Origin of the sequence: Indolivaga macrotermitis, assembly GCF_900128985.1 — a bacterium.
Lineage (GTDB): Bacteria > Bacteroidota > Bacteroidia > Bacteroidales > Dysgonomonadaceae > Dysgonomonas_A > Dysgonomonas_A macrotermitis.
The window spans coordinates 460,744-473,541 of the sequence record NZ_FQUC01000002.1; the positions used below are offsets into that span (position 1 = coordinate 460,744).

The 12,798-nt window shown below is 38.2% G+C and carries 13 protein-coding genes; 8 read left to right on the forward strand and 5 right to left on the reverse strand.

Annotated elements, in window-relative coordinates:
• Window positions 1-130 precede the first annotated feature (130 nt).
• Window positions 131-592 carry a MarR family winged helix-turn-helix transcriptional regulator gene (locus tag BUC12_RS04865; protein WP_062176168.1) on the forward strand — a complete coding sequence of 154 codons (462 nt, stop codon included), beginning with the start codon at window positions 131-133 and terminating at the stop codon, window positions 590-592.
• Window positions 593-658: 66 nt separating this feature from the next.
• Here BUC12_RS04865 and trxA read toward each other — a convergent pair whose 3' ends face one another.
• Window positions 659-1,045 carry a thioredoxin gene (gene trxA / locus BUC12_RS04870; protein WP_236689358.1) on the reverse strand — a complete coding sequence of 129 codons (387 nt, stop codon included), beginning with the start codon at window positions 1,043-1,045 and terminating at the stop codon, window positions 659-661.
• 120 nt (window positions 1,046-1,165) lie between these two features.
• Window positions 1,166-1,705, reverse strand: a complete 540-nt coding sequence (locus BUC12_RS04875) for an RNA polymerase sigma factor (RefSeq protein ID WP_062176164.1) — start codon at window positions 1,703-1,705, stop codon at window positions 1,166-1,168.
• A gap of 365 nt (window positions 1,706-2,070) precedes the next feature.
• Here BUC12_RS04875 and htpG point away from each other — a divergent pair, with 365 nt between their 5' ends.
• The 6 genes from htpG (at window position 2,071) to BUC12_RS04905 (ending at window position 9,469) form a co-directional block, all read left to right on the forward strand.
• Window positions 2,071-3,966: a molecular chaperone HtpG gene (gene htpG, locus BUC12_RS04880; RefSeq protein WP_062176161.1), complete on the forward strand. Its 1,896-nt coding sequence runs from the start codon at window positions 2,071-2,073 to the stop codon at window positions 3,964-3,966.
• A 190-nt stretch (window positions 3,967-4,156) separates the two neighbouring features.
• Window positions 4,157-4,603, forward strand: a complete 447-nt coding sequence (locus BUC12_RS04885) for a hypothetical protein (protein ID WP_062176158.1) — start codon at window positions 4,157-4,159, stop codon at window positions 4,601-4,603.
• A gap of 20 nt (window positions 4,604-4,623) precedes the next feature.
• A complete protein-coding gene (locus tag BUC12_RS04890) occupies window positions 4,624-5,787 on the forward strand; it encodes a hypothetical protein (RefSeq protein ID WP_062176155.1) in 1,164 nt (387 codons plus the stop codon).
• A gap of 363 nt (window positions 5,788-6,150) precedes the next feature.
• Window positions 6,151-8,175 carry a protein-disulfide reductase DsbD family protein gene (locus BUC12_RS04895; RefSeq protein WP_062176152.1) on the forward strand — a complete coding sequence of 675 codons (2,025 nt, stop codon included), beginning with the start codon at window positions 6,151-6,153 and terminating at the stop codon, window positions 8,173-8,175.
• Window positions 8,175-8,957, forward strand: coding sequence for a nucleoside triphosphate pyrophosphohydrolase (gene mazG / locus BUC12_RS04900; RefSeq protein WP_062176149.1), 783 nt, complete (start codon window positions 8,175-8,177; stop codon window positions 8,955-8,957). Before BUC12_RS04895 ends, mazG begins: the two co-directional genes overlap by 1 nt.
• Before the next feature lie 17 nt (window positions 8,958-8,974).
• Entirely contained in the window at window positions 8,975-9,469 is a 495-nt protein-coding gene (locus tag BUC12_RS04905) for a dihydrofolate reductase (RefSeq protein WP_062176147.1), read from the forward strand.
• Window positions 9,470-9,535: 66 nt separating this feature from the next.
• Here BUC12_RS04905 and BUC12_RS04910 read toward each other — a convergent pair whose 3' ends face one another.
• Complete coding sequence (locus BUC12_RS04910; RefSeq protein ID WP_062176143.1) at window positions 9,536-10,186, reverse strand: NAD(P)-dependent oxidoreductase; 651 nt, start codon at window positions 10,184-10,186, stop codon at window positions 9,536-9,538.
• Between the two features lie 107 nt (window positions 10,187-10,293).
• Window positions 10,294-10,998, reverse strand: a complete 705-nt coding sequence (locus tag BUC12_RS04915; RefSeq protein ID WP_062176987.1) for an SAM-dependent methyltransferase — start codon at window positions 10,996-10,998, stop codon at window positions 10,294-10,296.
• A gap of 151 nt (window positions 10,999-11,149) precedes the next feature.
• On the opposite strand from BUC12_RS04915, the gene BUC12_RS04920 reads away from it, so the two are divergent.
• Entirely contained in the window at window positions 11,150-12,328 is a 1,179-nt protein-coding gene (locus tag BUC12_RS04920; protein WP_070808535.1) for an MFS transporter, read from the forward strand.
• 12 nt (window positions 12,329-12,340) lie between these two features.
• Here BUC12_RS04920 and BUC12_RS04925 read toward each other — a convergent pair whose 3' ends face one another.
• The gene (locus BUC12_RS04925) at window positions 12,341-12,709 is read right to left on the reverse strand and encodes a DUF488 domain-containing protein (RefSeq protein ID WP_062176141.1); all 369 of its coding nucleotides are present in this window, start codon (window positions 12,707-12,709) and stop codon (window positions 12,341-12,343) included.
• Window positions 12,710-12,798 lie beyond the last annotated feature (89 nt).

Consider the following 12,798-nt stretch of genomic DNA (forward strand, 5'->3'; position numbering starts at 1 on the left):
AACAATAATGTTTTTCGAGCCGCAAAGTTATGATTTAATAGCCGAAAAACAAAATAAGCATACAAAACTTTTCTGAAAAAGACGAAGTTATTGTACTTTTGTAATTGACATGTAAATAATAAGATGACTGATGGAGCACGAGATAAATGAAATTATAGATCCTGAATATATCTTCCCAATCATCAACGGGAAAGTATCGATGGCAATAAACCGGAAGATGTACCGGAATTTCCGTAAAGAGGGAATAGACATTACACCCGAGCAATGGACTGTATTATCTTTCCTTTGGCGCCAGGATGGCGTTTCTCAACAAAAATTGTGTGATGCAACTTTCAAGGATAAGCCCAGCATGACCCGTTTAGTTGATAACCTCGTAAAACAAGGACTGGTAGAACGCCGTACTACACCCGTCGACAGAAGATCGAACCTGATATTTCTGACAAATAAAGGGAACAGTATCAAAGACAAAGCAAATCTGGCAGTAAACGATGCTATGAAGTATGCGTTTGCCGGAATAGACGAAGAAGGCCTGAATCAGGTACGCACAATGCTGAAGATTGTTTTTAACAATATACAGGAAAGCCTGCAATAAGCATACTCCCGGCAAAGAAACAAAAGCTAAGAGGGCTGATTAATAAAATCAGCCCTCTTTATTTTATCATAAATATTTATCCAGTATTTCCGTCAGCTCTTCTTTCGAATACAATCCGACCAGACGTTCAACTTCTTTTCCGTCTTTATAGATAAACATAGCCGGAATAGTAGAAATCCCCTTTGATGTAACAAAGGCCTTGTTATTATCAACATTGAGCTTTCCAATCTTTACGTTTTTCTCAGCTGCCAGACTTTTCAATATCGGCTCCAGTTTGCGGCAAGGTCCGCACCAGGGAGCCCAAAAGTCGACCAAAACTACCCCTTTTGCTATTTCAGTCTCATATGTTTTTGCCGACACTGTAACTATATTACCCTTGCTTCCTTTATTATCCTGAGCCATCACTGCTACAACAAGCAGCGAAGCCATCATTATCATTATAATTTTTTTCATATATTAAAAAAACAATAGTCCGGTTTAGTAAAAAAGAGCCGCAGAAAATAATAATCACTGCGACTCTCTCTTTTTAACCTAATCTTAATACCTAATCTATATCTATTATTCTACAAATAATTATTCTCTATCTTGATATTTATAGTCACGTAGCATTTCTTGCAAACGCTTTCTGGCGAAGAATATACGGCTCTTCACGGTTCCGATAGGCAATACCAATGCCTGAGCAATTTCTTCATATTTATACCCGGAAACGTGCATCGAAAACGGAACTTTATATTCGTCAGAAAAACTGTTTATCGCTTTTGTAATTTCTGCGATAGTATAAGCTCCTTCGGGAGTATCAAACCCCGAATCCTGAGGCAAGTTCAAGTGGTATAAATTTTCTGTCTGGTCTACTACTGTCTGCGTACGGACAATACGGCGGTAATTATTCACAAATATATTGTGCATAATAGTAAATACCCAGCCTTTGAAATTTACATTTTCGTAATATTTCTCTTTGTTGTCAAGTGCTCTTAATGTTGTTTCCTGTAACAAGTCTTTTGCTTCTTCACGGCTTGTAGTCAGAGTCATCGCAAAATTCAACATATTATTCTGTAAGGCTATAAGTTTGTTTTCAAAACCAGCGTCTGTAGTATCTGTAGTGTTTGTTCCCATAATCATTTTCTTTTAAATGTAGCTAACTTAAAACAATGTTTGTAAATATAAATATTTTTTCGAATCAACCAACAGTACAAATGTACGATCTTTTCTGATTGCGCAAAATAAAATACAGTTTTTTTAGCAAAAAAAATGTTAACTAGACAACTATAACACCCCTAAAATATTGATTTACAGAAATATTAAATTCACATAAATTTACACATACGCCCACTTATAAGAGATAGATAAAAGCTATACACCTCGCAACATGTGATAAAAAAATTCGATATAGTTTGTCAAAATGGCAGTAAATATACTATTGGCACTTTTTTTGAATAGTATTGGATAAAATTACATAACATATATAACAATATTATATCATGGAAGAGAAAAAAGGACAGATTGGGGTAACCACAGACAACATATTCCCCATTATAAAAAAATTCTTATACAGTGACCACGAAATATTCTTAAGAGAGCTTGTCTCTAACGCAGTAGACGCCACTCAGAAACTAAAAACATTCTCGTCGCTAGGCGAATTTAAAGGTGAACTGGGTGACCTTACCATACATATATCGGTAGATAAGGACAAGAACACATTAACCATATCGGATAAAGGAATCGGGATGACAGCAGAAGAGGTAGATAAATATCTGAATCAAATAGCGTTATCATCGGCAAACGAATTCCTGGACAAGTACAAAGATGATGCAAACTCTATTATCGGACATTTCGGATTAGGATTCTACTCGTCATTTATGGTTGCAAAACAGGTAGAAGTAATCACCAAATCGTACAAAGACGAACCTGCTGTAAAATGGACTTGTGACGGAAGCCCCGAATTTACAATATCGGCTGCCGATAAAGCTGAAAGAGGCACAGACATTATCTTACATATAGATGATGAAAACAAAAACTTTCTCGAAAAAGCTGAAATAGAAAGACTTCTAAAAAAATATTGCCGATTTCTGCCTATACCTATTGCTTTCGGCAAGAAAACCGAATGGAAAGACGGAAAGTCGGAAGAAACAGACGAAGACAACATCATCAATGATACCACACCACTCTGGAGCCGCAAACCCAGCGAATTGAAAGACGAAGACTACAAGAAATTTTATCAGGACTTATATCCTTTCACCGACGAACCTTTGTTCTGGATACACCTGAATGTTGACTATCCGTTCAAATTGACAGGTATTTTGTACTTCCCTAAACTAAAGCCGAATGTAGATCCGCACAAAAACAAAATACAACTATATTCGAATCAGGTATTTATCACCGACTCGGTAGAAGGTATCGTCCCCGAATTCCTTACATTATTACACGGAGTGATCGACTCTCCGGATATCCCTCTGAACGTATCGAGGTCATATTTGCAAAGCGACCAGAATGTAAAGAAAATATCGAGCCATATAACCAAAAAGGTAGCCGACCGTCTGGAAGATATATTTAAGAACGACCGCCCCCAATTCGAAGAAAAATGGGATAACCTGAAGATATTCATCGAATACGGGATGCTGACAGATGAGAAATTCTATGACAGGGCTCAAAAATTCTGTTTATTAAAAAGCACTGATTCTAAAACATTTACCCTTGAAGAGTATAAGACCTTGATCAGTTCTAATCAAACAGACAAAGATGGTACATTAATATACCTATATACCAACAATAAAGAGGAGCAGTATTCATACATCAATGCGGCTAAAGAGCACGGATATGATGTATTGCTTCTGGATGGGCAATTGGATGTACACCTGGCAAGCATGCTCGAATCGAAACTGGAGAAGAGCCGGTTTGTGCGCATCGACAGTGATATTATCGATAATATTATCAAAAAAGAGGATATAAAAGAAGCCGAAATCACAGACAAACAAAAAGAGAATCTGGATGAAGCTTTCAAATCACAGCTTCCTGTAATCGAAAAAGTTGACTTTTCATTCGACTACAAGCCGTTGAAAGAAAATGTGCAACCTATACAAATCACTCAGGATGAGTACATGCGTCGCATGAAAGAGATGGCAGCCATGCAAACAGGTATGTCATTCTATAGAGAGATGCCCGATCATTATAAAATGGTTGTAAATACAAATCACCCGTTGATCAAACAAATCATGGGCGATCTTGAAGGTAAGGAAAAAGAAGATGCTGCTTCTTATGCCTCAGATAGTGCCATTATCAGACAGTTAGTTGATTTGGCTTTACTATCGAACAATATGCTGAAAGGAGAAGCCTTGAGTAACTTTATTAAACGCAGTACAGACATTATTTCGAAATAAAAGAACTCTGAATAATAAAAGTCCGGTTTTCGCAATGGAGACCGGACTTTCTTTTTATATCTATACGAAAAATCCACTTTACTAAAATCATCGCAACACCCAACAATATTAGCTCATCCATTTTCGATCTCATAAACTTTCTCTTTTTGCCGAATAAAAATAGTAAGTTTACACATATTATTACCTATCTATGAATCCGAGTACCTATTTAATTCTATTCCTGATTGTTTGCTTCGCAATACTGGCATTGTGCATATATAAAGTATATGCGTGGTTCAAACGTCCCGAGGTCAGAGCACGTATAGATAATTATAAAGGGCAACAGCAATCAATATATAAATCTTTTCCTATCTACCGGAAAGTAAAACGTGTTCGCAACGGCACCGCACTCTCTATGTGCATTGTCTTAATTATCATATTCACACTTCATCTTACAGCGGTAGAAATACCCAAACATCTTTTCGGCGGGATGATGCTTGGCTCTTTTATACTAATTATTATTATCAACAATTTTTTAATCGGGCATATATGGCGATGCCCACATTGCCATAAACCTCTACCTATCAAAATAGGGAAAGGAGGCATACACCCCTCTCTTACTGAAAAATGTCCGTCGTGTGGAAAAACACTTTACTAATATTTTAATGTATTAATATCATGAAACAAATTATTCTTATTCTCTTAACAACTCTATCACTGACACCTTGTATTAATGCCCAGAACTACAACAACATTATTAACTATCATTTGAACAATACCCCCACCAAGGGCATAAAGATAAAAACCAATATTCCATTTCAGGATGGCTTAGGTATGCCCAGTGTAAAAATAGAAGGCTATGATTATCAAAAAAAACAAACTTTAAATCTTCATATAGTATGGTATGTATATAATGGGGCATTTTGGAATCCTACTATATCTACAGCCGGCGGTTCAATCCCTAGTGTATGGATGAGCAATGAAAATGGAAAAATTGTAATATTCCTGGATGAAAAGGTATACTACCAGCGTTTTACCGTGAGTGTATATGCAAAAGGCCAAAACGAACAGGATGCTTATTTTTCGGGCTGGGAAGTTGTAGATGAGCTGCCTACCGGAGCAAATAAAACACAATGTATTTACAAGAACAACTTTGCCGGTAATGTAGGTATCGGAACTGAAAGCCCCAAACAAGCACTCGACGTAAACGGCAATATACAGGCAAATATATTATATTTAAATAATCTAATGCCAGAAGGCACACCTTTCCAATCCTATTTATACTATGGAGGTCATTACATGACAGTAGGAACTCCCAAAGGTTTATACAAACATAATTATTTCGAACTTAAGCCGGGAGGAGCTTCGAATGGAACTTTATTCACCACATTTACAATGTATACAAGTCCCAACGAAAACCAACAAGATAAAAAAGTACTGATACATTCTCAAGGTAAATCTTTCTTCAACGGAGGGTATGTAGGAATAGGCACCGAAAATCCTTTGGCGACACTAGATGTTGCCGGAACCATACGCGCTCAGGAGGTTAAAATAGAAATAGTAAATGGTGCGGATCATGTATTCAGTGAAGAATACAACCTGAAACCTCTTTCTGAGATAGAAGCTTTTATCAAAGAGAATGAACTCTTACCAGAAATACCCAGCGAAAAACAAATGCAGAAAGATGGCTTAAACATCAATGAATTTCAAATAAAATTATTACAAAAAATCGAAGAATTGACCTTATATTCCATTCAACAAGCAAAACAAATTGAAGAACAGAAAGAGGAAAATATAGATTTAAAAAAACGTGTTGAACAATTAGAAAAAATTCTTAAGTAATTAATATACAACAAAACAAAAGAGGTAAATACCTTAAAATAAGAACTATTATTTATCTATATAAGAAACAAGTTATGGATATAAGTTCTGAGATAAAAATATTACTGTCACCTTTGTTTACCTGTCACCTTTTAAGGGTTAAATCACAAACTTACAAGTATTTAAAAAAGTTACACGTGTATACTTTTTGTCACTTTAATGTCACCTTATTGTATAGTTTGTAACCCTTTTGTTACCTCAGGCTACAAACCCACCGGGAGTAAAAATAAAGAATAACAATAATAGTTAATTACAATAATGATACGCATAGAATTTATTAACTTTGCATTCTCGATAACAAAAGAAAAGAAATAGATATAGTTTATGAAAAGAAGTGCTTTTTCGGTGATCATATTCTGGTCACTATTTATCGCCTCTACATTTGCTCAGAACCCCGTCAACTGGAAATTTAAAATAGAGGACAAAGGCAACGGCGAAATAGAATTGGTAGCCGATGCTTCCATTGATGCCGGATGGCATTTGTACGATACTCAAATACCCGATGGAGGCCCATACCCCACCGGTATCTCAATAGACGAAATAAAAGGAGCCACACCTATCGGAAAATTCCATGCAGTAAACTCCAAATTACACAAAGAATTTGACAAGGTTTTCGAAATGGAGATCGGCTTTTTTGAGAAATCAGCAACCTTCGTTCAGCGATTCAAAGTAACAGATAAGGCCAAGTTCTCGCTAAAAGGCGATGTAAGAGCACAAGCTTGTAACGACCGCGAATGTACACCACCCATACCTGTCGACTTCAGCTATAATTCAAAGAACCTACCTGCAACAGTCACAGTAGCAGGAGGAGCAGATATCGCAGCAACCGGTGCTCAGGATTCTGTAGTAAGCAGTCCTACCGACACAGCACAGGCACAGGTTACAAATATCGACATACAGGTAGACAAATCGACCCTATGGGAACCTGTTATTGAGAATCTGAAAGTATATGGGGCTACAGGCAATCAATCGGATCAAACCTTATTGATGATATTTATCGCCGGAATGGCAGGAGGATTTTTAGCACTGCTTACTCCTTGTGTCTGGCCTATGATACCTATGACAGTGAGCTTTTTTCTTAAAAGGAACAAAAAGAACAAAGGCAAGGCTATCAAGGACGCGGCTACTTATGGTCTGGGCATCATAGTTATCTATGTAGCCTTAGGTTTATTGGTAACCGCTATATTCGGTGCCAGTGCCCTGAATGATTTATCAACAAGCGCAGTGTTCAATCTGATATTCTTTGCTTTATTGGTATTCTTCGCAGCTTCTTTCTTAGGAGCGTTCGAGCTTACCCTGCCTTCGTCATGGACCACTAAAATAGACAGCAAGGCCGATTCTACAACCGGGCTTATCAGTATGTTTTTTATGGCCTTCACTTTAGCTCTGGTATCATTCTCATGTACCGGTCCACTTATCGGATGGCTATTGGTCGAAGCTGCCAGCACAGGCGCAGTAGTTGCTCCTGCTGTCGGGATGTTTGGGTTCGCACTGGCATTAGCTATTCCATTTACCCTGTTTGCAATCTTCCCCTCATGGCTCGAAGAAATGCCCAAATCAGGCGGATGGCTCAATTCGGTGAAAGTAGTTTTGGGATTCCTCGAACTGGCATTAGCACTTAAGTTCCTTTCGGTTGCAGACCTTTCTTACAAATGGGGAATATTAGACCGCGAAGTATTTATCGTACTTTGGATTGTCATATTCGCTTTGCTCGGATTATATCTATTAGGAAAACTTAAATTTGCCCACGATAGCGACCTGAAAAGCATCTCAGTTACACGCTTATTCATGGCTATTATATCACTCTCATTTGCGGTATATCTGGTTCCCGGTTTATGGGGTGCTCCGTTGAAAGCAGTCAGCGCATTTGCCCCACCTCATTTCACTCAGGATTTTAATCTGTATGACGGGTCGGTACATGCCAAATTCGATGATTATGAAGCCGGAATGGAGTATGCCCGGAAGAACAATAAACCTGTCATGATAGACTTTTCGGGATATGGTTGTGTCAACTGCCGGAAAATGGAAGCATCGGTTTGGACAGATCCCCGTGTGAAGCATTCACTCGAAAATGATTATGTACTTATCACGCTGATGGTAGACGACAAAGAAAAATTGCCGGAAATAATAGAAGTTGAGGAAAACGGCAAAACCGTTAAGCTTAAAACTATCGGTGACAAATGGAGCTACCTGCAACGACACAAGTTCGGAGTAAACTCACAGCCATACTATGTATTGCTCGATCTTGAAGGAAAACCAATCGGGCCATCATACGCATATGACGAAGATGTGGATAAATACCTGAATTTTTTAAAAACAGGTCTCGACAATTTCAATAAGAACAAGTAATGAACAGCAGAGAACAAAAACTTGAAGCTTTCGGGCGGCTATTGGATATCATGGACGAACTACGCGTGAAATGTCCATGGGATGCCAAGCAAACCAACGAAAGCCTTCGCACAAACACTATTGAAGAAACATATGAGCTTTGCGAAGCTATCATGAAGGATGATAACCAGGAGATCAAGAAAGAGCTGGGCGATGTTCTTCTGCATATAATCTTCTATGCAAAGATCGGACAAGAGAAGGAAACGTTCGATATCGCCGATATATGTAACTCTCTTTGCGACAAACTCATATATCGCCACCCACATGTATTCGGCGATGATGCTGCAAAAACAGCAGGTGAGGTGGAACAATCGTGGGAGCAACTTAAACTGAAAGAAAAAGGCGGTAATAAAACCGTTCTCGAGGGAGTTCCGGCATCCTTGCCTTCCATAGCAAAAGCACACCGCATACAGGACAAAGCTCGCAATGCAGGTTTCGATTGGGATAAGAAAGAAGATGTTTGGTACAAAGTGAAAGAAGAAATAAACGAAGTAGAGGCCGAAATAAGCAATATGGATGATGATAAACTTGAAGCTGAATTCGGCGACTTGTTTTTCAGCCTGATAAATGCAGCCCGGCTATATAAGGTTAATCCTGACAATGCGCTGGAACGAACTAACCAAAAATTCATCAAACGCTTCAATTTTATCGAGCAAGAAGCCAACAAGCAAGGTAAAAAGCTAAAGGATATGACTCTTGCCGATATGGATATACTTTGGGAACAGGCCAAAAGCTTATTATAACAGAAACGAAGATTACTATGACACTGGTTTCGATGATAGTCGCTATAGATGAGAAAAATGCAATAGGGAAAAACAACCAATTGCTTTGCCACCTGCCTAATGACCTTAAATACTTCAAGTCAATCACACAAGGCCATACAGTAATCATGGGACGTAACACTTACGAATCGTTACCCAACGGAGCCCTACCCAACAGGCGCAATATTGTACTAAGCCGTAAACCTGGTTTAGAGATCGACAAATGTGAAGTATTCAAATCCCTTTCTGAGACTAAAGAAGCTTGCTCCGGCGAGAATCAGGTATTCATTATAGGAGGCGCAACATTATACAGTCAATGCCTGATGGAAGTCGACTCTCTTTATGTGACATATATACATCACTCATTTGATGGGGCAGACACTTTCTTCCCCTCAATAGATAACAATATATGGCAAGAGGTATCTCGTGTATATAATCCTGCTGATGAGAAGAATCAATACGCACATAGCTTTGTAGTTTACAACAGGCGATAAAATAAAAGAAGAGGTTATCCCGGTGGGACAACCTCTTTCTTTCATATAGCGACTTTACTCCTATTCTCAATACCCTATTGTGAACCGTTCCTGATGATGTTTGGGTGTTTCCAGTTCATCTATCATTGCAACAGCATAATCCTGAACCGATATATTACTTTTACCTTCTGTATCTACAATCAGATTATCCTTACCTAAACGGAACTTACCTGTTCGCTCTCCCGGAAAGATATTTCCAGCAGGAGAGAAAAATACCCAATCGATATCTTTTTCAGGTTGTAAATAGTCAGTCAGAATCTTCGCTAAACTCTTTACTCCGGGAAGTATTTCCTCAGGCAAAACACCAGTATCCATAACTCGTGTATTTGGCGCAACGAGTAAACTTCCGGCTCCGCCGACAATCAATAACCGTTTTACACCTGCACCTTTAGCTGCATTTATAATAGACGGATAACCTTTAAGGGTATCATCATAAATATTGGGATTTGTCCATCCCGGATTATATGCACTGATTACAGTCTCCGTACCTTTCAGCAAATCAGTTAAACTGGCAGTGTCCATTACATCTGTCTTGATAACTTCGATAGCAGAATCTTTTACTTCTACTTTTTCAGGATTACGGACAAGGGCTTTCACCTGATAACCTCTTGATATTGCTTCTTTCAATACTGCAGTTCCAACGAATCCGCTAGCACCGATAATTACTATATTTTTCATATTGCTACTATTATTTAGTTGATTTTAATTATATAACAAATGTAATACAGTTAAGTATGGCAGCACTGATAGAAAAAATGCTAATAATGGTAAATCTGCGCCATGTATTATTTATATAACAGAAATATACAGGGCAATTTCCCTATCTCACTGATATGCTTCGACCAGCTTTTAATAGGGAGGGTTTTAATATACTCATCTTCGCAGGTAATATTCATTGCAACGCAAAGCTTAGTGGATGCTCCGCAATGTTTAACTAAATCTTCGATAAGTTTTGTATTGCGATAAGGCGTTTCGATAAATATCTGTGTCTGATCTTCGCTGAATATACGCTGTTCTAACAACTTCAGTTTTTTAATCCGTTCAGAAGAGTCAATTGGAAGGTATCCATGAAAAGCAAAACTTTGCCCATTAAAACCGGATGCCATTAATGACATTAATATAGAAGAAGGTCCGACCAGAGGAACCACCTTTATCTTCTTTCGTTGTGCAATCGCCACCACATCTGCTCCCGGATCTGCAATTGCCGGACATCCTGCTTCAGAAATAACACCTACTGAAAAACCATTTTCTATCGGTTTCAGATAAGACTCCAAAGCGTCCCGGTTGGTATGCTTATTCAGATCGAAGAATGTGAGTTCATCAATATTGATTGACGGTTCCGTCTTTTTCAGAAAACGCCTTGCTGAACGGACATTTTCCACAATAAAGTGTTTTATACCAACAATTACTTCTTTATTATATTCAGGTAACACCTGTTCGATCGGAGTTTCGCCCAAAGTAACAGGTATCAGGTAAAGTGCGGTTTGCATATATTTCGATTTTCCACAAAAATACATCTTTTCGGCTAAATAAAGTCATTGTCTTTTTATAACTTCGCTCCGTCAATTATCAAACAAAAATAAGTACAGGTTGTTAGAGTTATAAAGATTAGAAAAACCTCATTTTATTTATCAAAATCCTATGGAGGAAATAAATCCGAAACCCAGACTTTGGACTTGGGGCTATCTGAATGTTTGTATTGCCAATTTTCTGATGGCATGCTCATTCAATTTACTTATGCCATCCATCCCGCTATATATTACCGAACAATTAGGTGTACCTCAGACTAAGACCGGAATTGTTTTAGCATCTTATGCTATCGCGATACTTATCATTCGTCCATTCTCGGGCTATATTGTCGATTTGTATTCCAGAAAAACTGTCTTACTTATCAGTTTCATATGTTATGTAAGTATATTCATCGGCTATTTTTATGCTACAGCCATACTCATATTCATCATTGTCCGGTTTATGCATGGTGTTACATGGGGCTTATCCACGGTATCATCAAGCACATTAGCGATAGACTTGGTTCCATCCGAACGCAGAGCCGAAGGTATTGGCTATTTCGGAACCTTTATGAATGTTGCAATGGCTATCGGGCCATTTATCGCAATACATATTTATCAGACATATAACTTCCAGACTTTGTTATATTGCGCCATTTTCATGGGGATATTGGGTATAGTTGCCGTTGCCTTCATCAAAGCTCCGGAACGGCCAAAGGTTCAACGAGAGAAACTGTCATTTGACCGGTTCTTCCTTGTTCCCGCGTGGCCTATATTTCTCAATCAGCTATTGCCTAGTTTTGCCTGGGGTACTATAGGACCCTTCGTTGCTCAATACGGAAAAGAGATATCTATACCAAATGCAGGGGTGTTCTTTCTATTTTGGGCAGGAGGGATTATTATCTCCAGAATCTTTGCCGGAAAAATGGTAGATAAAGGGTATATCCATTTAGTGAACATATCCTCAATGCTTATTGTAGCCTTATCTTTTCTGACATTCGCCCTCTTTCATAACATTGAGGCATTTTGCATTTCTGGTCTATTTATAGGTATAGGTTTCGGTATGATGTTTCCTGCACTACAAACATTGTATATAAATATGGCTGAAAACAATCAACGGGGAACAGCTAACTCTACTTATCTTGTAGGATTCGACCTCGGATTAGCTTTAGGTATGCTTATAGGTGGATATATTTCAGGTATTTATTCGTTCGAAATCTTATTTCTTGTAGCTTCGGGACTTTGTGTCCTAAGTAGTATTGTCTATAATTTCGTATCGAAGAAACTATTTGAAAAGAAAAGGCTTAGGTAATATGACCTTATATCACAACCCTTGTTTATGTAATTCTCTCTCCAATTCAGACTTTAGTACAAGGGCATGATTCTGCGACTCATTTTTAGAAGCATATAACAAAGTCACAACCGATTGCCCTTTTAGCGTATCGACAAATCGGGATAATACACCGGAAGATTGAAGTTCAATCCTGTAACGGGTAGCAAATTCCTCCCAGTTTTGAGCCTGATCAGAGTGAAACCACTTACGTAGTTCTGTCGACGGAGTAATATCCTTCTCCCACAGATCGAACTTCAGGCTTTCTTTCTTCATACCTCTGGGCCAAAGCCTGTCAACCAGAACCCGATATCCGTCTGCATTATCATAATCAGCGTATACACGTTTCAACTTTATTATCATGAATCTTATCTATTGATCTACTTATATAACACAAAAAAAGGAAAACCGTTTTTGATTAGCTTTCCTTTTCACATATCTTCTTATTGTTT